The 24,266-nt window shown below is 56.5% G+C and carries 20 protein-coding genes, 2 tRNA genes and 1 rRNA gene; 4 read left to right on the top strand and 19 right to left on the bottom strand.

The annotated features are described in order from the left end of the window. Positions 1-148: 148 nt before the first annotated feature. From V1599_RS01735 to pepQ, 7 genes are all read right to left on the bottom strand, one after another. Positions 149-224 (bottom strand) — tRNA-Ala (locus V1599_RS01735). A gap of 42 nt (positions 225-266) precedes the next feature. After that, positions 267-343, bottom strand: a tRNA-Ile gene (locus V1599_RS01740). A 70-nt stretch (positions 344-413) separates the two neighbouring features. Beyond that, positions 414-1,955, bottom strand: a 16S ribosomal RNA gene (locus V1599_RS01745). Positions 1,956-2,309: 354 nt separating this feature from the next. Next, a complete protein-coding gene (gene hemG / locus V1599_RS01750) occupies positions 2,310-2,855 on the bottom strand; it encodes a menaquinone-dependent protoporphyrinogen IX dehydrogenase (protein ID WP_112012589.1) in 546 nt (181 codons plus the stop codon). Between the two features lie 10 nt (positions 2,856-2,865). Then, positions 2,866-4,317 carry a Trk system potassium transporter TrkH gene (trkH, locus tag V1599_RS01755; RefSeq protein ID WP_112012590.1) on the bottom strand — a complete coding sequence of 484 codons (1,452 nt, stop codon included), beginning with the start codon at positions 4,315-4,317 and terminating at the stop codon, positions 2,866-2,868. A 40-nt stretch (positions 4,318-4,357) separates the two neighbouring features. Then, the gene (locus V1599_RS01760) at positions 4,358-4,972 is read right to left on the bottom strand and encodes an IMPACT family protein (RefSeq protein ID WP_112012591.1); all 615 of its coding nucleotides are present in this window, start codon (positions 4,970-4,972) and stop codon (positions 4,358-4,360) included. After that, on the bottom strand, positions 4,972-6,303 hold the full coding sequence (gene pepQ, locus V1599_RS01765) for a Xaa-Pro dipeptidase (RefSeq protein WP_112012592.1): 1,332 nt from the start codon (positions 6,301-6,303) through the stop codon (positions 4,972-4,974). The genes V1599_RS01760 and pepQ overlap by 1 nt, the downstream gene beginning before the upstream one ends. Before the next feature lie 190 nt (positions 6,304-6,493). On the opposite strand from pepQ, the gene fadB reads away from it, so the two are divergent. Together fadB and fadA are read left to right on the top strand one after the other, a co-directional pair. Next, positions 6,494-8,683, top strand: coding sequence for a fatty acid oxidation complex subunit alpha FadB (gene fadB / locus V1599_RS01770; protein WP_112012594.1), 2,190 nt, complete (start codon positions 6,494-6,496; stop codon positions 8,681-8,683). Between the two features lie 9 nt (positions 8,684-8,692). Next, positions 8,693-9,856 carry an acetyl-CoA C-acyltransferase FadA gene (gene fadA, locus V1599_RS01775; RefSeq protein ID WP_297123343.1) on the top strand — a complete coding sequence of 388 codons (1,164 nt, stop codon included), beginning with the start codon at positions 8,693-8,695 and terminating at the stop codon, positions 9,854-9,856. A gap of 182 nt (positions 9,857-10,038) precedes the next feature. Here fadA and fre read toward each other — a convergent pair whose 3' ends face one another. Next, positions 10,039-10,740 (bottom strand): NAD(P)H-flavin reductase, encoded by a 702-nt coding sequence (gene fre / locus V1599_RS01780; protein ID WP_112012596.1) that lies wholly within the window; start codon positions 10,738-10,740, stop codon positions 10,039-10,041. A 30-nt stretch (positions 10,741-10,770) separates the two neighbouring features. Next, complete coding sequence (gene ubiD / locus V1599_RS01785; RefSeq protein WP_395300935.1) at positions 10,771-12,276, bottom strand: 4-hydroxy-3-polyprenylbenzoate decarboxylase; 1,506 nt, start codon at positions 12,274-12,276, stop codon at positions 10,771-10,773. A 161-nt stretch (positions 12,277-12,437) separates the two neighbouring features. Between ubiD and rfaH the strand changes: the two genes are divergently transcribed. Continuing rightward, entirely contained in the window at positions 12,438-12,929 is a 492-nt protein-coding gene (rfaH, locus tag V1599_RS01790; RefSeq protein WP_395300936.1) for a transcription/translation regulatory transformer protein RfaH, read from the top strand. On the opposite strand, the gene tatD is transcribed toward rfaH, so the two are convergent. The 9 genes from tatD to udp form a co-directional block, all read right to left on the bottom strand. Continuing rightward, positions 12,926-13,708 carry a 3'-5' ssDNA/RNA exonuclease TatD gene (gene tatD, locus V1599_RS01795; RefSeq protein WP_112012660.1) on the bottom strand — a complete coding sequence of 261 codons (783 nt, stop codon included), beginning with the start codon at positions 13,706-13,708 and terminating at the stop codon, positions 12,926-12,928. The genes rfaH and tatD overlap by 4 nt on opposite strands. A 41-nt stretch (positions 13,709-13,749) precedes the next feature. Continuing rightward, positions 13,750-14,520 (bottom strand): Sec-independent protein translocase subunit TatC, encoded by a 771-nt coding sequence (gene tatC, locus V1599_RS01800; RefSeq protein ID WP_112012599.1) that lies wholly within the window; start codon positions 14,518-14,520, stop codon positions 13,750-13,752. A gap of 2 nt (positions 14,521-14,522) precedes the next feature. Beyond that, the gene (gene tatB, locus V1599_RS01805) at positions 14,523-15,065 is read right to left on the bottom strand and encodes a Sec-independent protein translocase protein TatB (protein WP_297123337.1); all 543 of its coding nucleotides are present in this window, start codon (positions 15,063-15,065) and stop codon (positions 14,523-14,525) included. A 3-nt stretch (positions 15,066-15,068) separates the two neighbouring features. Further along, entirely contained in the window at positions 15,069-15,323 is a 255-nt protein-coding gene (gene tatA / locus V1599_RS01810) for a Sec-independent protein translocase subunit TatA (RefSeq protein WP_297123335.1), read from the bottom strand. Positions 15,324-15,399: 76 nt separating this feature from the next. After that, positions 15,400-17,040: a ubiquinone biosynthesis regulatory protein kinase UbiB gene (gene ubiB, locus V1599_RS01815; protein ID WP_395300937.1), complete on the bottom strand. Its 1,641-nt coding sequence runs from the start codon at positions 17,038-17,040 to the stop codon at positions 15,400-15,402. After that, on the bottom strand, positions 17,037-17,642 hold the full coding sequence (ubiJ, locus tag V1599_RS01820; protein WP_395300938.1) for a ubiquinone biosynthesis protein UbiJ: 606 nt from the start codon (positions 17,640-17,642) through the stop codon (positions 17,037-17,039). Before ubiJ ends, ubiB begins: the two co-directional genes overlap by 4 nt. 13 nt (positions 17,643-17,655) lie before the next feature. After that, positions 17,656-18,411 carry a bifunctional demethylmenaquinone methyltransferase/2-methoxy-6-polyprenyl-1,4-benzoquinol methylase UbiE gene (ubiE, locus tag V1599_RS01825; RefSeq protein WP_112012604.1) on the bottom strand — a complete coding sequence of 252 codons (756 nt, stop codon included), beginning with the start codon at positions 18,409-18,411 and terminating at the stop codon, positions 17,656-17,658. A 66-nt stretch (positions 18,412-18,477) separates the two neighbouring features. Next, on the bottom strand, positions 18,478-19,935 hold the full coding sequence (gene rmuC, locus V1599_RS01830; protein ID WP_112012605.1) for a DNA recombination protein RmuC: 1,458 nt from the start codon (positions 19,933-19,935) through the stop codon (positions 18,478-18,480). A gap of 140 nt (positions 19,936-20,075) precedes the next feature. Then, positions 20,076-20,837 (bottom strand): uridine phosphorylase, encoded by a 762-nt coding sequence (udp, locus tag V1599_RS01835; protein WP_112012606.1) that lies wholly within the window; start codon positions 20,835-20,837, stop codon positions 20,076-20,078. Between the two features lie 249 nt (positions 20,838-21,086). Here udp and V1599_RS01840 point away from each other — a divergent pair, with 249 nt between their 5' ends. Further along, positions 21,087-21,893, top strand: a complete 807-nt coding sequence (locus V1599_RS01840; protein ID WP_112012607.1) for a dienelactone hydrolase family protein — start codon at positions 21,087-21,089, stop codon at positions 21,891-21,893. Positions 21,894-21,978: 85 nt separating this feature from the next. Here V1599_RS01840 and metE read toward each other — a convergent pair whose 3' ends face one another. Next, positions 21,979-24,240, bottom strand: a complete 2,262-nt coding sequence (gene metE / locus V1599_RS01845; protein ID WP_395300939.1) for a 5-methyltetrahydropteroyltriglutamate--homocysteine S-methyltransferase — start codon at positions 24,238-24,240, stop codon at positions 21,979-21,981. Positions 24,241-24,266: the final 26 nt, after the last annotated feature.

The following is a 24,266-nucleotide window of genomic DNA, read 5'->3' on the forward strand; positions in this document are numbered from 1 at the left end:
ATCGTGATTGCGAAAATTTGAGAGACTCGAACACACATAACATGTGTGTCGTTTCAATTTTCAGCTTGATCCAGATTTTTAAAGAGCAAAACTTCGCAGTGCACCTTTTCAGGTTCACTCTGAAGTTTTCTTGTTTGTGCAGTAAAGATGGTGGAGCTATGCGGGATCGAACCGCAGACCTCCTGCGTGCAAAGCAGGCGCTCTCCCAGCTGAGCTATAGCCCCATCGTTTGCAATCTCTGTACCGCTCATCCTTTAAAAGGAGTTTGGTAGGCCTGAGTGGACTTGAACCACCGACCTCACCCTTATCAGGGGTGCGCTCTAACCACCTGAGCTACAAGCCTGCAGAGATTTTTACTGCTGTTTTTTCATCAGACAATCTGTGTGGACACTGCAAAGGCAGGTTCTTTAAGGTAAGGAGGTGATCCAACCGCAGGTTCCCCTACGGTTACCTTGTTACGACTTCACCCCAGTCATGAATCACAAAGTGGTAAGCGCCCTCCCGAAGGTTAAGCTACCTACTTCTTTTGCAACCCACTCCCATGGTGTGACGGGCGGTGTGTACAAGGCCCGGGAACGTATTCACCGTAGCATTCTGATCCACGATTACTAGCGATTCCGACTTCATGGAGTCGAGTTGCAGACTCCAATCCGGACTACGACGTACTTTATGAGGTCCGCTTGCTCTCGCGAGGTCGCTTCTCTTTGTATACGCCATTGTAGCACGTGTGTAGCCCTACTCGTAAGGGCCATGATGACTTGACGTCATCCCCACCTTCCTCCAGTTTATCACTGGCAGTCTCCTTTGAGTTCCCGGCCTAACCGCTGGCAACAAAGGATAAGGGTTGCGCTCGTTGCGGGACTTAACCCAACATTTCACAACACGAGCTGACGACAGCCATGCAGCACCTGTCTCAGAGTTCCCGAAGGCACCAAAGCATCTCTGCTAAGTTCTCTGGATGTCAAGAGTAGGTAAGGTTCTTCGCGTTGCATCGAATTAAACCACATGCTCCACCGCTTGTGCGGGCCCCCGTCAATTCATTTGAGTTTTAACCTTGCGGCCGTACTCCCCAGGCGGTCTATTTAACGCGTTAGCTCCGGAAGCCACGCCTCAAGGGCACAACCTCCAAATAGACATCGTTTACGGCGTGGACTACCAGGGTATCTAATCCTGTTTGCTCCCCACGCTTTCGCACCTGAGCGTCAGTCTTCGTCCAGGGGGCCGCCTTCGCCACCGGTATTCCTCCAGATCTCTACGCATTTCACCGCTACACCTGGAATTCTACCCCCCTCTACGAGACTCAAGCCTGCCAGTTTCGAATGCAGTTCCCAGGTTGAGCCCGGGGATTTCACATCCGACTTGACAGACCGCCTGCGTGCGCTTTACGCCCAGTAATTCCGATTAACGCTTGCACCCTCCGTATTACCGCGGCTGCTGGCACGGAGTTAGCCGGTGCTTCTTCTGCGGGTAACGTCAATCGACAAGGTTATTAACCTTATCGCCTTCCTCCCCGCTGAAAGTACTTTACAACCCGAAGGCCTTCTTCATACACGCGGCATGGCTGCATCAGGCTTGCGCCCATTGTGCAATATTCCCCACTGCTGCCTCCCGTAGGAGTCTGGACCGTGTCTCAGTTCCAGTGTGGCTGGTCATCCTCTCAGACCAGCTAGGGATCGTCGCCTAGGTGAGCCGTTACCCCACCTACTAGCTAATCCCATCTGGGCACATCCGATGGCAAGAGGCCCGAAGGTCCCCCTCTTTGGTCTTGCGACGTTATGCGGTATTAGCTACCGTTTCCAGTAGTTATCCCCCTCCATCGGGCAGTTTCCCAGACATTACTCACCCGTCCGCCGCTCGCCGGCAAAGTAGCAAGCTACTTCCCGCTGCCGCTCGACTTGCATGTGTTAGGCCTGCCGCCAGCGTTCAATCTGAGCCATGATCAAACTCTTCAATTTAAGTTTGATGCTCGTGAATTAAACTTCGTAATGAATTACGTGTTCACTCAGAGACTTGGTATTCATTTTTCGTCCGAGGACGTTAAGAATCCATGTCACTTTGAGTGCCCACACAGATTGTCTGATAAATTGTTAAAGAGCAGTGCAACGCGGCTTTCGCTCACCGTTGCGAGGTCCCGTATAATACGTTTTCCTCATTCAGAGTCAAGCGCTTATTTTCGCTTTTCTCCGCTAACCCGGCGGCCTGTAAGCCGTTGTTCCGTGTCAGTGGAGGCGCATTATAGGGAGTTATTCTGAAGTGACAAGCATAAAATACAAAAAACTTTTCATTCGCTTACTTTTCAAACATCGCGTTTATTTAACCCGCGAATCGATGGTTAAATGCGCGATTTCACGGGCAAAACTCGCGACCTGCGCCCAGTCGGTATAAACCACCTCTTTGCGCGTATCCGTTTCACCTCCCGTCATCTTCATAATCAGACGGATCATAAAGCGGTCATACCAGCGATAGCGTGGATAACGGAGCGCGCCTGCAAACACCGCGGACAGATCCGGCTGCCATGGCGAGTTCAGTAAAAACTTGCGCGTGTAGCTATTGGTCTGCGGAGTACGCTTCTCCGCTTTCCGCGCCACCAGGTTTACCGAAAAGAACGCGCCGGGTAGCGCATTCAGCACCGTCATGTGCTTTTTCACAAAACGATCCAGCGCTGGATGGAAATGCCCATAGCGAATAGATGCGCCAATAACGACGCGGTCATACTCCTGCCAGGCGATGTCTTCAGTGCGGTTCAGGTTCACCACGTCAGCATAAACGCCGAGCTCCTTTAATTCAGAAGCAATATAGGAGGCAATTTCACGCGTTTGCCCGTCTCGGGTAGAGAAAAGAATAAGTGTTTTCACCGACGTCTCCTTACTCGCGCCAGAATGTTGGGGTAAACAGCACCAGCAGCGTAAAGACCTCAAGGCGCCCAAACAGCATATTGGCGATTAAGATCCACTTCGCGACCGGGTTCATGCTGGCAAAGTTATCCGCTACTACGCCCAGCCCGGGGCCTAAGTTATTCAGCGTCGCTACCACAGAGGCAAACGCCGAGAAATCATCCACGCCGGTTGCGATAATGGCCAGCATGCTGACGATAAACACCAGCGCATACGCCGAGAAGAATCCCCATACCGCTTCCAGAATACGTTCCGGCAGCGCGCGGTTCCCAAGCTTGATGCTGTAAACCGCGTTCGGATGAACCAGACGCTTGAGCTCGCGATTCCCCTGCTTAAACAGCAGCAATATGCGAATCACCTTCAGACCACCGCCCGTCGACCCCGCACAGCCGCCAATAAACGCAGAGCAGAGAAGCAGAACCGGGAGGAACAGCGGCCAGCGCGCGATGCTGTCCGTGGTGAAGCCTGCGGTAGTGGCCATTGACACCACCTGGAAGAACGCCTGGTTTAGCGTGGTGACCGCAGAGCTGTAGACGTCATGGAACCACAGCACCAGAGTACAGATGATCACCAGCGTCAGCTGGACGCCAATAAACATGCGAAATTCTGGATCGCGCCAGTAAACCTTCAGGCTGCGCCCGCTCAGCAGGGAGAAGTGCAGGCCGTAGTTACAGCCGGAGATCAGCAGGAAAATAGCAATAATGGTGTTTATCGTCGGGCTATCAAAGTAGCCGACGCTGGCATCGTGAGTAGAAAACCCGCCGATGGCAATGGTCGCAAAGCTGTGCCCGATGGCGTCAAACGCGGGCATCCCGGCAAACCACAGCGCCAGCGCGCAGGCGACCGTCAGCAATACGTAGATGAGCCACAGCGTTTTTGCCGTCTCCGCGATGCGCGGGCGCATTTTGTTATCCTTCAGCGGGCCGGGCATTTCCGCGCGATAAAGCTGCATGCCGCCTACGCCCAGAATGGGCAGGATGGCCACGGCCAGGACGATGATCCCCATCCCGCCGAACCACTGCAGCATCTGGCGATAAAAGAGAATGGCGTGCGGGAGTGAATCCAGCCCCACCAGCGTCGTCGCGCCCGTGGTCGTTAACCCGGAGAAAGATTCAAAGAAAGCGTCGGTAATCGTCAGGTTCGGCTGCTCGGCAAAGATAAAGGGCAGCGCACCCACGCTTCCCAGCACCGTCCAGAACAGCACCACAATCAAAAAACCCTCGCGGGATTTGAGCTCTCCCTTTTCGCGGCGGTTGGGCCACCACAGCAGCGAACCGATGGCCAGCGCGACAAAAAACGTCTGGGTAAACGCACGCCCCGCACCGTCCCGGTAGATAAGCGCCACCAGCCCAGGGACAATCATCGTCCCGGAAAAGAGTATGACCAGCAGTCCAACGATTCGGGTTATGGCACGAAAATGCATCTCTGCCGCTTCCTTTGGTATTCAAAAAGTAAGGTGGGGATTATTCTTCAATCGGCAGCAATTGCAACGAACCGCGACTAAAATCCGCCAGTTTTGCTGAAAAAGCAGCCAGCTCAGCCTGAGGAAGCGCCACGCGTAATTGCACCATCGCCTGATATTCACTGTGCGCAATCACGCCGTTGAACTGTTTAAGCAACGATTCAATACCCGATAGCTGAGCGTAATCGCACAACAAAGTATATTCGGTCAGCGGCGTTTTGCGGACGGTATTAAGCAGATTGAGCGCCTGCTGGACACCTCCACCGTAGGCTTTGACCAGCCCGCCGGTCCCTAACAAAATACCGCCGTAGTAGCGAACCACCACGGCGGTAATTTCACCCACGCCGCTGCCCATTAGCTGGGAGAGCATGGGTTTACCGGCCGTGCCCGCCGGTTCACCATCATCGGAAAAACCCAGCTGCTGCGAGTCATTCGGCGGCCCGGCGACCCACGCCACGCAGTGGTGGCGCGCGTCAGGATGCTGCGCGCGAACCGATTCGACAAACGCTTTTGCTTGCTCAACGCCGTCTGTATGCGCCAACAGCGTGATAAAGCGGCTTTTCTTTATTTCCTCGACGAAGGTGACCGGTTCAGCCGGTATCAGCCAGCTTTCCATCAGGCCAGCTTCAGATCTCGCGTCATGTTCTCAACGCCGTTTTCGTGGATAACCACGTTATCTTCGATACGAATGCCGCCGAACGGCTTCAGCGCTTCAATTTTGTCCCAGTTGAAGTGCTTGCTGAACTCGCCTTCGCGCCACGGAGCCAGAAGAGATTCGATGAAGTAGATGCCCGGCTCGATGGTCAACACCATGCGCGGCGCAAGCACGCGGGTGCAGCGCAGGTAAGGATATTTAGACGGGGCCGCGAGGTGCGTCCCGGTATCATCCTGCATAAAGCCCGCGACGTCGTGAACCTGCAGGCCCAGCGGGTGACCAATGCCGTGCGGCATAAATGGCCCGGTCAGATTGTTCTCGACCATCGCCTCTTCGCTCATGTCCTTCACAATCTGATGCTTACGCAGCAGCTTGGCGATGCGCTGATGGAACTGGATGTGATAATCCACGTAGCTGGTTCCGGCTTTCATGGTGCCGATAAGCGCCAGCTGTTCGTCGTTCACGTCTTTAATCAGGTGGGCAAAATCGGTATCCGCATTTGCCGCCCAGGTGCGGGTGAGATCCGCCGCATAGCCGTTGTACTCTGCCCCCGCGTCCAGCAGGAAGCTGCGCATTTCGGACGGCACGTGGTGGTCGAGTTTGGTGTAGTGCAGAACGGAAGCATGCTCGTTCAGCGCGACGATGTTGCTGTAGGGCACATCGGTGTCGCGGTGTCCGGTTGCGGTCAGATAGGCCTGGTTGATATCGAACTCGCTCATCCCGGACTGGAACGCTTCGTGCGCCGCGCGATGGCCAATCACGGCCGTTTTTTGCGCTTCACGCATGCAGTACAGCTCGTAATCGGTTTTGTACGCGCGATAGTAGTGCAGGTAGTCCAGCACGCCTTTCGGGTTGAGCTTATCGGCAGGAATATCCAGCCCCAGCGCACGTTCGGCGACCGGGCCAATATAAGCGATGTTGCCGCGCGCAGCAGGCAGCTGGCCGCCAATGCCATCCGCTTTTGGCAGCGCAATAACGTCAATTTCTTCCGTCCAGAAAGAGGTCGGCAGAGGCTCCACGTTATGCCAGTAATCCACCGGCAGGTAGAACCACAGCTTCGGCTTGTTGACGCCGTCCACCAGCAGCCAGCAGTTAGGGACCTGCGTCACCGGCACCCAGGCTTTGAACTGGGGGTTCACCTTAAACGGGTAGGCATGGTCGTCCAGAAACGTGTTCATTAGCTCGCCGGAGTGAATTAATAGCGCATCCAGCTTAAAACGGGCCAACACGTCGCGGGTACGTTCCTGTAGGGTAACGATATGATTTTTATAGAGCGAAGCCAGTGAGTCCATCATTCTTCCTTTCGATTTTATGACCTCAAGTCCTCGCATCTTAGCACACCTCGCTCCGACTGCGTGATCTCCACCAACCGTGATCGGCGCAGCATTTTCTTAATGACTAATTTGCATTTCTTTAACATAAATTCCACACTCGGTCTCATCTGGTATGACCAGATCCCCTTGCTGGATTCAGGAGACTGACATGCTCTACAAAGGCGACACCCTGTACGTAGACTGGCTGGAAGATGGCATCGCCGAACTCGTGTTCGATGCGCCCGGCTCAGTGAACAAGCTTGATACCGCGACGGTGGCCAGCCTTGGCCATGCTCTGGACGTGCTTGAAAAGCAATCTGATTTAAAAGGGCTGCTGCTGCGCTCAAACAAAGCGGCCTTTATCGTCGGTGCCGACATCACCGAATTTCTTTCGCTGTTTCAGGTGCCTGAAGAACAGCTCAGCCAGTGGCTGCACTTTGCCAACAGCGTCTTTAATCGTCTGGAAGATCTGCCGGTTCCGACCCTCTCCGCGGTTAACGGCTACGCGCTGGGCGGCGGCTGCGAATGCGTCCTGGCAACGGATTACCGCCTGGCTACCCCCGACCTGCGCATCGGCCTGCCGGAAACCAAGCTGGGCATTATGCCGGGCTTTGGCGGTTCCGTGCGTATGCCGCGCATGCTGGGTGCCGATAGCGCCCTCGAAATCATTGCCGCAGGTAAAGACGTGGGCGCAGAACAGGCGCTGAAGATTGGCCTCGTCGACGGCGTCGTTAAGCCAGAAAAACTGGTCGAAGGTTCCCTCGCCATACTGCGCCAGGCGATCGATGGCGACCTCGACTGGAAAGCCAAACGCCAGCCGAAGCTTGAACCGCTCAAGCTCAGCAAAATTGAAGCCACCATGAGCTTCACCATCGCCAAAGGCATGGTGATGCAGACGGCGGGTAAACACTACCCGGCGCCCATTACCGCCGTTAAGACCATTGAAGCCGCGGCCCGCATGGGGCGCGATGACGCGTTGAAATTAGAAAACCAGAGCTTTGTTCCGCTGGCGCACACCAATGAAGCGCGCGCGCTGGTTGGTATCTTCCTTAACGATCAGTTCGTAAAAGGGAAAGCCAAACAGCTGACCAAAAGCGTTGAAACGCCAAAACACGCGGCGGTGCTCGGCGCGGGCATCATGGGCGGCGGCATTGCCTACCAGTCCGCCTGGAAAGGCGTCCCGGTGGTGATGAAGGACATCAGCGAAAAATCGCTGACGCTCGGCATGACCGAAGCGGCCAAGCTGCTGAATAAACAGCTTGAGCGCGGCAAGATTGACGGACTCAAGCTCGCTGGCGTGATCTCTACCATCCAGCCAACGCTGGAATATAGCGGTTTTGACCGCGTTGACGTGGTCGTCGAAGCGGTCGTTGAAAATCCGAAAGTTAAAAAAGCCGTGCTGGTCGAGACGGAAGATAAGGTTCGCCCGGGAACCGTTTTGGCCTCTAACACATCAACAATTCCTATCAGCGAGCTGGCAGGCGTGCTGAAGCGCCCGGAAAACTTCTGCGGCATGCACTTCTTTAACCCGGTGCACCGCATGCCGCTGGTTGAGGTGATTCGCGGGGAGAAAACCTCCGACGAGACCATTGCTAAAGTGGTGGCCTGGGCCAGCAAGATGGGCAAAACGCCAATCGTAGTAAATGATTGCCCTGGATTCTTCGTTAACCGCGTGCTGTTCCCGTACTTTGCCGGCTTCAGCCAGCTGCTGCGCGACGGCGCGGACTTCCGCAAGGTTGATAAAGTGATGGAGAAACAGTTCGGCTGGCCGATGGGCCCGGCCTATCTGCTGGACGTGGTCGGCATCGATACCGCGCACCACGCGCAGGCGGTGATGGCGGCGGGCTTCCCGCAGCGCATGCAGAAAGATTACCGCGACGCGATCGACGCGCTGTTCGACGCTAACCGCTTTGGCCAGAAAAACGGCCTCGGCTTCTGGCGCTATAAAGAAGACAGCAAAGGCAAACCGAAGAAAGAAGAAGACCCGGCTGTGGATAGCCTGCTGGCAGAGGTAAGCCAGCCGAAACGCGACTTCTCCGATGACGAAATTATTGCCCGCATGATGATCCCGATGATCAACGAGGTGGTGCGTTGTCTGGAAGAAGGCATTATCGCCAGCCCGGCAGAAGCGGATATGGCGCTGGTCTATGGCCTCGGTTTCCCTCCGTTCCACGGCGGCGCGTTCCGCTGGCTGGATACGCTCGGCAGCGCGCGCTATCTCGACATGGCCCAGCAGTATCAGCACCTTGGTCCGCTTTACGACGTGCCGGAAGGCCTGCGCAATAAAGCGCGCCATAACGAACCCTATTATCCAGCGGTTGAGCCAGCCCGTCCGGTTGGCGAGCTGAAAACGGCTTAAGGAGTCACAATGGAACACGTAGTCATTGTTGATGCGATTCGCACCCCGATGGGCCGTTCAAAGGGCGGCGCATTTCGCAACGTGCGCGCCGAAGATCTGTCCGCACACCTGATGCGCAGCCTGCTGGCGCGCAACCCGGCGCTTGACGCCGCCGCGATCGATGATATTTCCTGGGGCTGCGTACAGCAGACCCTGGAACAAGGCTTCAATATTGCCCGTAACGCCGCGCTGCTGGCGGAGGTACCCCACTCCGTTCCGGCCGTTACCGTTAACCGCCTGTGCGGCTCGTCAATGCAGTCATTGCACGATGCGGCGAGGATGATCATGACCGGCGATGCGCAGGTCTGCATGATTGGCGGCGTAGAGCATATGGGCCACGTGCCGATGAGCCACGGCGTGGATTTCCATCCGGGCCTGAGCCGTAACGTCGCAAAGGCTGCCGGCATGATGGGGCTGACCGCCGAAATGCTCGCACGCATTCACGGTATTAGCCGCGAAATGCAGGATGCTTTCGGCGCGCGATCTCACGCTCGCGCCTGGGCAGCAACGCAGTCCGGCGCGTTTAAGAACGAGATCGTCCCCACCGGCGGTCACGATGCTGACGGCGTGCTGAAGCAGTTTAGCTACGACGAGGTGATCCGCCCCGAAACCACCGTTGAAGCGCTTTCCACGCTGCGCCCGGCGTTTGACCCGGTGACCGGCACCGTTACGGCGGGGACATCCTCGGCGCTGTCCGACGGCGCCGCGGCGATGCTGCTGATGAGCGAAAGCCGCGCCCGCGAGCTGGGCCTCACGCCGCGCGCCCGCATTCGCTCGATGGCGGTTGTCGGCTGCGATCCGTCCATTATGGGTTACGGCCCGGTCCCGGCGTCGAAGCTGGCGCTGAAAAAAGCGGGATTAACCGCCGGCGATATCGACCTGTTTGAGATGAACGAAGCCTTCGCCGCGCAGATCCTGCCGTGCATTAAAGATCTGGGGCTGATGGAACAGATCGATGAGAAGATTAACCTCAACGGCGGCGCGATTGCGCTCGGCCACCCGCTGGGCTGCTCCGGGGCACGTATCAGCACGACGCTGATTAATCTGATGGAGCGCAAAGACGCCCAGTTTGGCCTGGCAACGATGTGTATCGGTCTGGGTCAGGGGATCGCAACGGTGTTTGAAAGGGTGTAAATCAGTAAAAGTATCTCAAAGCCAATGACGTCAGAACAAGGCGGCAAGCGAGCGAATCCCGATGATCTTACTCAAGTAAGTGATTCGGGTGAGCGAGTGCAGCCAACGCGGTTATGGCGTCATTGGCGAAGAGAGACAGTTTAGTTGCCGTTCTTCCCGCCTGTCAGGGGCGGGTTTTTTATTTAGATAAACGCAAACGCATCGCCGAACAGGCGATCTTCACGCGCGCCGCGCTCGTTGCAGAACAGGTCGCGGGCAATTTTCGCCATCTCAAAACGTCCGGCAATATAGATATCGTGTCCCGCCAGCGTGCCGTGATCCTGCAGGACCGCCGTCAGCACCGTGCCGCTGCGGCCGCGCCAGCCCTCTTCCGGCTGTTCAACCACCGGCTCGATGCGCAGGTTCGAATGCGTCACGCTCAGCGCTTCCAGCTCGGACAGGTCATAGAGGTGTTTTTCCTCACGACCGCCCCAGTAGATGGTGATGTCCCGATTCGGATTGCGCGCCAGCGCCGTAAGCAGAATTGAGCGCACGTAAGAGAAGCCCGTGCCGCCAGCAATCAGGATCAGCGGGCGGTCTTCGTCATCGCGCAGCCAGGCTTCACCGTGAGGAATATCAACCACGATTTCACGATCTTTCAGAATGCGATCCATCACGGCCATCGCATAAAGATTAAGCTCAGACGCCCCAATATGAAGCTCAATAAATTCCTGCTCTGCTGGCGTAGAGGCCATAGAGAAAGGACGCTTATCACGCTCGTCCATCACCACCATCAAGTACTGGCCAGCGCGGAAAGAGAACGCCGCTTCTGGCACTAAACGGACGCGATATACGGTGTCGGTGATAGCATCTACCGAGGTCACTTTACAGCTTAAGGTTGTCATTCGCTCTCTCTGTCGGGAAGTCTATAGGGCTTAACGGTCAGTCTCTGGCTTACCGTTACTCATTATGGCCAACTCGTTCCAGATCGCGTCAATTCGCGCGGTCACGGCAGGATCTTTTTTGATCGGGCGGCCCCATTCACGTTCGGTTTCGCCTGGCCATTTGTTCGTGGCATCCAGTCCCATTTTTGAGCCAAGCCCGGAAACCGGCGAGGCAAAGTCCAGATAATCTATCGGCGTATTTTCGACTAACACCGTATCACGCGCCGGATCCATGCGCGTGGTGATAGCCCAAATGACATCGTTCCAGTCGCGGGCGTTGACGTCATCATCGCAGACAATAACAAATTTGGTATACATAAACTGGCGCAGGAAAGACCAAACGCCCATCATGACGCGTTTCGCGTGGCCCGCGTACTGCTTCTTCATCGTCACCACCGCCAGGCGATAGGAACATCCTTCCGGCGGCAGATAAAAATCAACAATTTCCGGGAACTGCTTTTGCAGAATCGGAACGAACACCTCGTTCAGCGCCACGCCCAGTACGGCCGGTTCATCCGGTGGGCGACCCGTATAGGTCGAATGGTAAATCGCATCTTCACGCTGGGTAATATGCGTAACGGTAAACACCGGGAAATTATCCACTTCATTGTAATAGCCCGTGTGGTCGCCGTAAGGCCCTTCCGGGGCCAGCTCGCCCTGTTCGATATAGCCTTCAAGGACGATTTCAGCGCTGGCAGGCACTTCTAGATCGTTAGAAATGCATTTTACCACTTCGGTTTTCGTGCCGCGCAGCAGCCCGGCAAAGGCATATTCGGAAAGGGTATCAGGAACCGGCGTGACCGCGCCCAGAATCGTTGCCGGGTCAGCGCCCAGCGCCACGGAGACGGGGAAACGCTCACCGGGATGCGCCGCGCACCACTCCTGGAAATCCAGCGCGCCGCCGCGATGCGACAGCCAGCGCATGATAAGTTTATTTTTACCGATCCGCTGCTGGCGATAGATGCCGAGGTTCTGACGCTCTTTGTGCGGACCGCGCGTCACGGTCAGGCCCCAGGTGATGAGCGGCGCAGCATCTTCAGGCCAGCACTGCATAATCGGGATTTTCGTCAGGTCGACCGCCTCGCCCTCCAGCACTTTTTGCTGGCACGGCGCGCCGCGCAGGCGTTTGGTGGGCATGTTCAACACCTGCTTAAACTGCGGCAGCTTGTCGAACAGATCGCGGAAGCCTTTAGGCGGCTCCGGCTCTTTCAGAAAGGCCAGCAGCTTGCCGACTTCACGTAACGCCGTGACATCCTCTTGCCCCATGCCCAACGCCACGCGCCGAGGCGTGCCAAACAGGTTGCACAGCACCGGCATTGAGTAGCCTTTGGGGTTTTCAAACAGCAGCGCCGGGCCACCGGCACGCAGGGTGCGGTCGGCTATTTCTGTCATTTCCAGATAGGGATCAACAGGTAGCGTAATGCGCTTGAGTTCGCCCTGCTTTTCCAGCAGCGTCAGGAAGTCGCGAAGATCGTGATATTTCATGCAGTTAGTCATGGCCTCTCTGTAAGCGCTTCATTATACGGCGTAAGGCGGCGTGATGCTGTAATTTTGTTAAATTAGCGTGAACTACCGCGGCTTACGGCCATTATAATCACCTTAGCGATCCAGAAGGGTTTTTGGTATGCTTGCGCCCCGAACAAAGGGAAAAAGTGATTATGCAGGCCTGGTATTTACTGTATTGCAAACGCGGCCAACTTCAGCGCGCGCAGGAACATCTTGAACGTCAGTCTGTAAATTGCCTGACGCCCGTCATTACGCTTGAAAAAATGCAGCGTGGGAAGCGCACGACCGTCAGTGAACCGCTTTTTCCCAACTATCTGTTCGTCGAGTTTGATCCGGAAGTTATCCACACCACAACCATCAGCGCAACGCGCGGCGTCAGCCATTTTGTGCGCTTTGGTGCGCAACCGGCGACGGTTCCGTCAAAGGTTATCCATCAGCTTTCTGTCTATCAACAGCCCGAAGACATCACCGACCCTGACACGCCTTATGAAGGCGACAGCGTGGTGATTACCGAAGGTGCGTTTGAAGGATTGCAGGCCATCTTCTCCGAGCCGGATGGGGAAGCGCGCTCTATGCTGCTGCTTAACCTGCTGAACAAGCAGGTGCTGCAGAGCGTCAAAAACACCGACTTCCGCAAAGTTTAAAATTGCACGCCAAACAGGCGGCGCACGTTTTCGTCCGTTTGCGCTGCCAGCTGCTGCACGTTTTCTCCGCGCCAGTGCGCGACGCGCTCAACAATATGCCCCAGATACGCCGGTTCATTGCGCCGGGATGCAGGCTTAGGCTTCATATCGCGCGGCAGCAGATAGGGTGCATCGGTTTCGACCAGCAGCCGCTCGGCCGGAATTGAGGGCAGCAGTTCTCGGAGTGCCAGCCCGCGGCGTTCGTCGCAGACCCAGCCCGTAATGCCCAGATAAAGCCCCCGCTTCAGGCAATCCTGCGCCTCCTGATATGAACCGGTGAAGCAGTGCAGCACCGCGCCGGGCAGTTTATCGAGCCACGGTTCCAGCAGCGCCAGAAAACGCTCGTGCGCGTCTCGGCAGTGCATAAACACCGGCATCCCCAGCTCTGCCGCCAGCGCAAGCTGCACGGTAAAGGCGTACTCCTGCTCCTGAGGCGTGGAGAAGTTGCGGTTAAAATCCAGCCCGCACTCGCCGATCGCCACTACTTCAGGCGTTTGTGCCAGCGCGCGGAGCGCTTCAGCGCTTTCATTGGTCCACTGGCTGCTGTCATGCGGATGCACGCCCGCGGTCGACCAGCATCGCGCGTAGCGATGCGCCATCTGCTGCGCCTGTTCACTTTCGTGAAGATTCGTACCGGTCAGTAACAGCCCCTTCACGCCTGCATCAAACGCGCGCGCCACAACCTCATCGCGATCTTTAGCAAACTGCGAGCTGGTCAGATTGAGCCCGATATCAAACATGCTGGTCCCCATGTAAAAACCGCCCTGACGGGCGGCTGGAATTATTCTTCGGTGGTCTTTTCAGACTCGTCGTCTTCGTCGTCCCGCCGACGTCCTTTACCCACGTAGAAACGGGAGAAGAAGACCCCCACCTCAAACAGGCAGTACATCGGAATGGCTAACAGCGTTTGCGAGAAAACGTCCGGCGGCGTGAGCAGCATACCGACCACGAACGCGCCAACCAGAATATACGGACGCTTTTTGCGCAGGTCTTCAGGCGTGGTCACGCCAACCCAGCAGAGCAGCACGATCGCTACCGGCACTTCAAACGCCACGCCGAACGCCATAAACAGCGCCATGACGAAGCTAAGGTAGCTTGCGATGTCGGTAGAGACCTGCACCCCAACCGGCGCGGTGTGCGTCAGGAAGCCAAAGGCCAGCGGGAACACCACGAAATAGGCAAACGCCATGCCGATATAGAACAGCAGGGAGCTGGACACCAGCAGCGGGATAACCAGCTTGCGCTCGTGTCTGTACAGCGCGGGTGCCACAAACGCCCACACCTGGTACAGAATGACCGGGGCAGAGGCAATCAGCGACACCCAAAACGTCAGCTTAATCGGGGTAAAGAACGGTGAAGCAACATCCGTTGCAATCATCGTCGCACCCAGCGGCATCTGTTTGATCAGCGGCGCGGAGACAACCTGGTAGATATCGTTGGCGAAATAGACCAGGCACAGGAAAATGAGGAAAACCGCAATAATGCAGTTTAACAGGCGCTTACGCAGCTCAATAAGATGCGTAATAAGCGGTTGAGTATCATCTACTGCCATGGTTACGCTTTATCACTCGACGAGGGGGATGATTCGGAAACGGGCGCTGCGGGTTTGGCTTCAGCCGTTTTGCCGACGGCCTCTTCCGGCTGTACCTGTTTTTTGAGTTCAGATTCCTGCGGCGTCTGCTCCGGCGCATCGGCCTGATGCTCCGCGCTGGCAGGCGTGACGCCCTCTCGCTGCGCTTCGCTGTTCTTCACCACCGGATTATGGATAGTGTTAGCTTCATCGCTCGCTTTTTCAGGATCGTTAACGCTGTATGAGCGCTTCATAGATTCCGCCGCTTCGCGCAGTTCATCCATTGAGGCTTTCAGCTCCGGCGTCAGGTTGTCCATGCTCGCCTTCTCAACCTTTTTCAGGCTGTCCTGAAATTCCTGAAGCTTAAGCTCTTGCGCCAGCTCGTTCTGTACGGTGGTTGCCAGCGAGCGAAGCGCGCGCACCCAACCTACCACGGTTTTCACCGCAACAGGCAAACGCTGAGGCCCAAGCACAATCAGGCCAATCACGAAGACCAATAGCAGCTCACCAAAACCAATATCGAACACGAATTACACCTGCTCTTTATCGTGGCGTTTAGCGTCTTCCTTTTTGGCTTCATCCTGCTTGTCGGCAATAGATTTAGCAGTGAAGTCAGCGTCCTGGCTGGATTTATCCTGCTTATTCTCATCATCGCTCATGGCTTTTTTGAAGCCTTTAATTGATGCACCAAGGTCGGAACCAATGGAACCGAGTTTCTTCGTGCCAAACAGCAGCACGACGATGACGGCAATAATGACCAATTGCCAGATACTGATACCACCCATACATATTCCTCAGTGATAGATGATTAATTAATCAGATCGCATTATACGTATGCGACCTGGTGATAGCGATGCAATTTCAGCGCGTTTTTCTCCAGCCCGCGAGCCAGACGACAACACCAGCGGCCATTAGCCAGGCGGGCATCATTTCCCAATCTGGCCGATTGATCAGCAGAAGCGTTCCGCTTAGCAGCAGCGTCGCGCCAATACCGAAGAGATAGCGCGACTGCCCCTGGCGAACGCGACTAGCCTGCAACTCGCTGGCGATTTTATCCATGCTGTGCTGAAGATTCTTGCTCTGACGCAAACTGTCGTAAACCAGTTCAGGTATTTCGGGCATTTTTTCGATCCAGAACGGTGCTTTCTCCTTAAACGAGCGCACCAGCGCCGGAATACCGACCTGATCCTTAATCCAGGATTCCAGGAATGGCTTTGCCGTTTTCCACAAGTCTAACTGAGGATAGAGCTGGCGGCCTACGCCCTCAACGTAAAGTAATGTTTTCTGAAGTAAAACTAATTGCGGCTGGACTTCCATATTGAAGCGGCGCGCGGTGTTGAACAGGTTCAGCAGAACGTGGCCAAAAGAGATCTCTGACAGCGGTTTTTCAAAAATGGGTTCACACACCGTACGAATAGCAAACTCAAACTCTTCAACGTTGGTATCGGGCGGAACCCAGCCGGAGTCAACGTGCAGCTCAGCCACCTTGCGGTAGTCGCGATTGAAGAAGGCGATAAAGTTCTCGGCGAGATAGCGCTTATCTTCTTTGTTCAGCGAGCCAACAATACCGCAGTCGATACCAATGTATTTTGGGTCTTCGGGATGTTCATAGCTGACGAAGATATTGCCCGGATGCATGTCCGCATGGAAAAAGCTGTCGCGGAACACCTGGGTAAAGAAGACCTGCACGCCGCGCTCGGCCAGCAGCTTCATGTTGGTACCCTGTTTTTCAAGCGCGGCCACGTCAGACACTGGAATACCGTAAATGCGTTCCATCACCATCATATTCTGGCTGCAGTAGTCTGAGTAGACTTCGGGGACGTACAGCATGGGGCTGTCTTCGAAGTTGCGTCGTAACTGAATAGCGTTCGCGGATTCACGCAGCAGGTTCAGCTCGTCAATCAGCGTTTTTTCATATTCACGCACGACTTCCATAGGACGCAGACGGCGTCCATCAGGCAGCAGGCGCGGCACCCAGCGGGCCAGGCGGTAAATTAGCTTCATGTCCGCTTTAATAACCGGCAGGATATCCGGGCGGATCACCTTGATGACGACCTCTTTGCCGTTCTCCTTCAGCCGAGCGGTGTGAACCTGGGCGATTGACGCGGATGCCAGCGGTTTAATATCAAAATCATCAAACCAGGTATCGACGGGAATGCTGCCCATCGCCTCTTCAATCTGTTTTTTCGCTCTCTCTCCGTCAAACGGGGCAACGCGGTCCTGCAGCATCGCAAGCTCATCGGCAATCAGCGGCGGGAAGAGATCGCGCCGGGTAGACAGCATCTGTCCAAACTTGATCCATACCGGGCCAAGCTCCTGCAGCGCAAGGCGCAGACGTTCACCTAACGGCTGATCTTTGTGACGGTTTGGCATCCAGAATAACATCCGCCGCCAGATGCGAAGCGGCAGCGTGATACGCATTTTGGGGATAAGCTCGTCGAGCCCGTAACTCAAAAAGGTGCGGATGATAAAATAGAGGCGCCGAATTTCACCAGGCGTCATTTGCCCTCCAGTTTTTCCAGCCGTTTGGTCAATGCATCAACTGCGCGCTCAACGGCTGCGGTCTCTTCCGCAAACCATGCCATTTCAAGTGGCCCGGGCGCCATGCGCCACTCTTCGGTTAATACTTCAGCCGCGTAGCGCTGCTGGCGCTGCAGGCTTTTACGCAGGAACGTCGTACCGCCGTGGACCGCTTTGCTGATCCCTTCGGCGGCGATGTCGCCAATATAAGGTGCAAGCAGCTCTGCGGGATCAAACTCCGCCAGATCGCTCAGCGCAACGAAGTTCTGTACCACCTGGATATCGCCCTCAACCTGCAATTCACCGCTGCGGATCAGCGTCGTCAGCTGCTGGCGATCGCGCAGTTTTGGCAGCACGCTCATGCGCGTGATAACAGAGCAGTCGGCTTCACCTTCCCACTCGCCCAGCACGTCGAGCTGGCGCTCGCTGAAGACCAGCACAAGCGGCGTTGAAAACTCGCTTAACGAAATGCGTAACACCTTTCCGTTGAGGCGCTGGCGCGCGGACTTTAACGCTGGCGCACGGTACAGGAAGGCATTAAGCACATTCTCGATGCCTGCGGTGACTAAGGGTTTAAAGGGCACAGGAGACCTCCACTCAGAACTTATAACCGCGATGCAGCGCAACGACACCCGCCGTCATGTTGAAATACTCAACGTTTTCAAATTCTGCATCCTGCATCATCGCTTTCAGGGTGTCCTGATCCGGGTGCATACGGATGGATTCCGCCAGATAGCGATAGCTCTCCGCGTCGTTTGCCACAAGCTCGCCAATGCGCGGAAGCACATGGAACGAATAAGCGTCGTAGGCTTTGCTCAGCGGATCGATAATCGGTTTTGAAAATTCCAGCACCAGCAGGCGTCCGCCGGGCTTAAGCACGCGGTACATGGAGCGCAGCGCTTTGTCTTTATCGGTAACGTTACGCAGGCCGAATGAGATGGTGATGCAGTCGAAGGTGTTATCCGGGAACGGCAGTGCTTCGGCGTTGGCCTGCACATACTCCACGTTGCCCACCACACCGATGTTACGCAGCTTTTCGCGTCCCATTTTCAGCATGGAATCGTTGATGTCGGCCAGAACAACGCGGCCGGTTTCGCCTACCAGACGGGAAAACTTCGCTGTCAAATCGCCCGTGCCGCCCGCCAAATCAAGTACCGTTTGCCCGCGACGCACGCCGCTGCAGTCGATGGTGAAGCGCTTCCACAAGCGATGAATGCCGAACGACATCAGGTCATTCATTACATCGTACTTCGCCGCCACGGAATGAAATACGTGGGCCACCATGTCTGCCTTCTGCGCCTTGGCGACAGTCTGAAAGCCAAAGTGCGTCGTGTCTTGTGAATCTTCAACCATCTCAGAGCCTGCTTATCAGTAAAATGTTTGTGAAGTGTAACAGATTGGGCGCGTTTGCCCTACGATTCAACCGCCGCGAACGTAACGTTCCGTTGACTCATCTGGTGGTAAATTCGCCGCTAAATCGTTGTCTCCACCGCCTGTTTTATGATTGTCAGAGGCTTCCCGGAGCCGGAACTCTTCATCCTGCGCCGTCGCCTGCTCCACCAGTTCCGGATTAATCTCGCGTTTTACTTCCACCCCCAAGCTACGAAATGCCTCAGCCTGCGCTAAAAGATTACCGCGCCCGGAAGAGAGCTTTTTCATTGCCTGGCGGTAGTTATCCTGCGCGCGATCCAGGCTTTGCCCAACGGAGGACATGTCGTCCACGAACAGGCGCATTTTGTCGTACAGCTTGCTGGCGCGATCGGCGATTTGCTGTGCGTTACGGCTCTGATGCTCGTAACGCCAGAGATTCGCAATGGTGCGCAAAGCCACCAGCAGCGTCGTCGGGCTAACCAGCATAATGTTATTTCTCAGCGCTTCGGTAATCAGTTCGGGCTGTCTGTCGAGCGCCAGCAGAAACGCGGGCTCTACCGGAATAAACATCAGCACGTAATCTAACGAGCGCAGCCCCGGAAGCTGTTGATAATCTTTTCTGCCCAGCAGGCGAATGTGGTTACGCACGGAGGCAATATGCTCCTGCAGCGCCGCCTCGCGGGTATAGTCGTCTTCCGCATTGAAATAGCGCTCGTAGGCCACCAGCGTCATTTTGGCATCGATCACCACGTCCTTGCCCTGTGGCAGGCGCACGATCACGTCAGGCTGCATACGCGAGCGGGCGTCGTTCTCAATGCTAACCTGTGTTTCGTATTCATATCCTTCACGCAGGCCGGACGCTTCGAGCACGCGCGTCAGCACCACCTCGCCCCAGTTGCCCTGCGTTTTATTGTCGCCCTTAAGCGCGCGCGTCAGGTTAACCGCCTCCTGCGCCATCTGCGCATTCAGCTGCTGGAGATTGCGGATCTCATGCGCCAGCGTGTGGCGCTCGCGCGCTTCCTGGCCAAAGCTGTCCTGTACCTGACGGCGAAAACCGTCCAGCTGCTCGCGCAGCGGCGTTAATAGCCCATTCAGGCTTTGCCTGTTTTGTTCGTCAACGCGCCGGTTGCTCTGCTCAAATATTCGGTTGGCGAGGTTCTCAAACTGCTCGCTCAGGCGCTGTTCGCTGTTGATCATCTGACGAATTTTGTCTTCGGCGTGCAGCTGCGTGGATTCGAGGCGGGTGGTGACTTCGCGGAGATCGGCCTCCAGCGAGGTGTTGATATCGCGAAGGTTTCGCAATTCGTTGTTGAGCAGTTCACACTCGTCGCGCCAGTGGGCACTTTGCGCAAGCTGTTGCTTTGTCGCGCTTAGCTCCGCAACGATCTCTTCGCGCTCTGCAAGCTGGTCGGCTTTTTGCTGCGCGTGTTGATAGCTGGAGATTAGCCAGCCAACGCCTGCGCCCACCAGCGCTATCACCGCATAAATCAGGAATGAGATGTCCACAATGCCCCCTGCATCAACGAATTACCCGCACAACATAGAATTGTGCTGTATAAACGTCCAGTTTGAAAGGGTTTTCCTGCGAGGCGTTACGCAAAAAAGAAAAGGCCGAACGTGTCGGCCTTTTGTCACTGAAGAGAGAACTAGATCAGGCGGCGAGCCGCTTCCACCACGATTTTCACCGCATGACTTTCGGTCTGCTTCATGGTTTCAGCGTTCGGGATCTCCTGCTGGGTACGGTTGACGATAACGCCCGCCACCATACCGGCACGCAGACCCTGGCTTGCGCACATGGTCAGCAGCGTTGCTGACTCCATTTCATAGTTCATAACGCCCATGGACTGCCACTCTTCCATAGAGCCTTTGAAGCGGCTGACCACGCGGCCAGAGAAGGTGTCGTAACGCTCCTGACCAGGATAGAAGGTATCGGAGGAGGCGGTTACGCCCACGTGGGTGGTTGCACCTACGGATTTCGCGGCTTCAACCAGCGCGGTTGTACAGGCGAAGTCCGCCACTGCCGGGAATTCCATCGGCGCGAAGTGCAGGCTTGCCCCGTCCAGACGCACGGATGCGGTCGTCACCAGCACGTCGCCCACGTTGATGTGCGGCTGAATAGCGCCCGTTGTACCGATACGCAGGAAAGTACGAATGCCCAGCTGCGCCAGTTCCTCAACGGCAATAGAGGTAGACGGGCCACCGATGCCGGTAGAACATACGATCACCGCTTTGCCATCCAGCTCTGCGCGCCAGGTGGTGAACTCGCGATGGGCTGCCAGCTTAACCGGCTTATCCATCAGCGCGGCGATCTTTTCCACACGCTCAGGATCGCCCGGGACGATAGCCAGCGTAGCCCCTTGTAGATCGTTTTTAGTGAGGCCGAGATGAAAAACATCAGACTTAGACATAGGTGACTCCTCTGTGGGTCGGTTAGTCAGAAGAAGCAAAACGGTACTTTACAGAAGCACTACGCACATTTTCGTGATGGATCTCACTGCAAGTGAAAATGATTGCAGTGATTTTCCATAAAAAGGTGATTCACATCACATTAACAAGTTATATCGTCGCGTGTTGCACAAAAGATAGACCGTTTCGGGCAGTGTGGGTTGTTATCTTGAGGTCTATATTTATATGCACTTACGGGTACGGAGAATACCATGATTCAGAAAACCAATTTTGCACCTGCCGCCGCCCCGCATGCTTCAACCATTGTTTCTACTTCTGAAGAAGCCATCGTGGCGGGTGAGACCTCCATTCCCTCGCAGGGGGAGAATATGCCTGCCTATCACGCGCGGCCAGAATCTGCCGACGGCCCGCTGCCGATCGTGATTGTGGTTCAGGAGATTTTCGGCGTTCATGAACACATCCGCGACCTCTGCCGCCGCCTGGCGAAGGAAGGCTATCTGGCCGTGGCGCCGGAGCTCTATTTCCGTCAGGGCGATCCGAATGATTACAGCGATATCCCCACCCTGTTCAGCAATCTGGTGAGCAAAGTGCCTGACGCGCAGGTGCTGGCGGATCTTGACCACGTAGCAAGCTGGGCGGCACGTAACGGCGGCGATCCGCACCGCTTAATGGTGACCGGCTTCTGCTGGGGCGGGCGCATTAGCTGGCTGTATGCTGCGCACAATCCGCAGCTAAAGGCCGCCGTTGCCTGGTACGGCAAGCTGGTGGGTGAAAAGACGCTGAACTCTCCTGAGCATCCTGTTGATATCGCAACCGATCTTAACGCGCCGGTTCTGGGGCTGTATGGCGGACAGGATACGGGCATTCCGCTCGACACCGTGGAAACCATGCGCCACGCGCTGCGCGCCGCTAACGCAAAGGCGGAAATAGTGGTTTATCCGGATGCCGGGCACGCGTTTAACGCCGACTACCGGCCAAGCTATCACGAAGAGTCGGCCAAAGACGGCTGGCAGAGGATGCTGGCGTGGTTTAGCCAGCACGGTGGCAAGAAAGCGTAATAGCAAAAAGCCCGGTGGCGGCAACGCCTTACCGGGCCTGCTGGTAGGCCGGGTAAGCGTTAGCGCCACCCGGCAGTCCACACTACTACGCCTGACGCAAATTCTGCGCCGCCTTGACCATGTTCGCCAGCGCGGCGCGCGTCTCCGGCCAGCCGCGGGTTTTGAGGCCGCAGTCCGGGTTCACCCACAGGCGTTCTGCGGGGATCCGCTGGGCAGCCTTCTGCAACAGCGCTTCGATCCACTCCACGCTTGGGACGTTCGGCGAGTGAATATCGTACACGCCCGGCCCGATTTCGTTCGGGTAGTCGAACTCCTCGAACGACTCCAGCAACTCCATGTCCGAGCGCGAGGTCTCGATGGTGATCACGTCGGCGTCCAGGGCGGCAATAGAATCCATGATGTCGTTAAACTCGCAGTAGCACATGTGGGTGTGGATCTGGGTATCGTCCTTCGCCACCGCGGCGTTGATGCGGAAGGCTTCCACGCCCCACTTCAGGTACGCATCCCAGTCGCTGCGGCGCAGCGGTAAACCTTCGCGCAGCGCCGGTTCGTCAATCTGAATGATGCCGATGCCCGCCGCCTCGAGGTCCGCCACTTCGTCACGCAGCGCGAGGGCAATTTGCTTCGCGATGGTTTCACGGCTGACGTCTTCACGCGGGAAAGACCAGCAAAGAATGGTCACCGGCCCGGTCAGCATGCCTTTCACCGGCTTGTCCGTCAGCGACTGGGCGTACTTCGCCCATTCGACGGTAATCGCTTCCGGGCGGCTCACGTCACCAATGACCACCGGCGGCTTCACGCAGCGGGAGCCGTAGCTCTGCACCCAGCCGTTTTGGGTAAAGACGAAGCCGTCGAGATGCTCGCCAAAGTATTCCACCATGTCGTTACGTTCGGCTTCGCCGTGGACCAGTACGTCCAAGCCAAGACGCTCCTGCTCGATAATCGCCTGCTTGATGTGTTCGGCGATGCCGGTGCGGTAGTGATTGGCATCAAGGTTGCCCTTTTTAAAGTCCAGGCGCAGGCCGCGGATCTCGGTGGTCTGCGGGAAGGAACCGATGGTGGTGGTCGGCCACGCGGGCAGGTTAAAGCGGGCGCGCTGGGCTTCGGCGCGCACTTCATACGGGCTCTGACGCTGACTGTCCCGGGCGGTGATGGCTGCCAGGCGTTTTTCGACCGCCGGGTTGTGCACGCGTGCCGAGTGGCGGCGCGCCTGAATCGGGGCGCTCCACTCGGCAATCGCCGCCGTGTCGCCCGAGTTCAGAGCGTCGCGCAGCAGCGCAAGCTCCTCACATTTTTGCAGGGCGAAGGCAAACCAGCTTTTCACTTCCGCATCCAGACGCGTTTCGACGCTCAAATCAATCGGGCTGTGCAGCAGCGAGCAGGAAGAGGCTACCCACAGCTCGCGTTCGCCGACGATCTCTTTAATTTGGCCATATTTTTCCGTGAGATCGGCGCGCCAGACGTTACGACCGTTGATCAGACCGGCGGAGAGCAGCCAGTCCGCAGGCAGGCGGCTGTGCAGCTCGGCCACATCGTCTTTGCCGTGTACCAGGTCAACGTGCAGGCCCTGAACCGGCAGCGCGGTGATGGCGTCGAGGTTTGGCGTGACGCCCTCGAAATAGGTGGTCAGCAGCAGCTTCACCTGCCCGGTGAGCGCGTCGTACGCCGGTTTAAAGGCATCAAGCCAGGCCTGGGGCAGCTCCAGCACCAGCGCCGGTTCGTCGATTTGCACCCACTGGATGCCGCGCTTGCCCAGCTCGCTCAGCACCTGCTTGTAGACCGGCAGAATATCGTTTAGCAGGCTGAGGCGGTCAAACTGCTCGCCTTTGACTTTGCCCAGCCACAGGTACGTTACCGGCCCGAGCAGCACGGGCTTCAACTGGTGGCCCAGCGCCAGCGCTTCATCCACTTCGTCCAGCAGTTGCGTCCAGCCCAGCGTAAACTGCTGGCCCCTCACAAACTCCGGCACCATATAGTGATAGTTGGTGTTAAACCACTTGGTCATTTCCGCCGCTGCCGCTGGCTCACCCGTTGGTGCGCGGCCGCGGCCGATGCGGAACAGGGTATCGATATCGACCGATCCATCTTTGTTCTGATGACGAGCCGGCACGTTGCCTAACAGCAGGCTGGTCGTCAGAACATGGTCGTACCAGGCGAAATCGCCCACCGGCAGGAGGTCAATGCCCGCCTGCTTTTGCTGCTCCCAGTGGCGGGCGCGCAGCTCGCGGCCAACGGCCAGCAGCTCTTCGCGGGTGGAATTGCCCGCCCAGTAGCTTTCCTGTGCTTTTTTCAGCTCGCGGCGCAGGCCAACGCGAGGGAAACCGAGAGTGTGAGTGCGGATTGTCATGGTATGCCCCTTGTGAATTTTTACGT

The organism is Enterobacter sp. ECC-175, from assembly GCF_043968675.1.
Lineage (GTDB): Bacteria > Pseudomonadota > Gammaproteobacteria > Enterobacterales > Enterobacteriaceae > Enterobacter.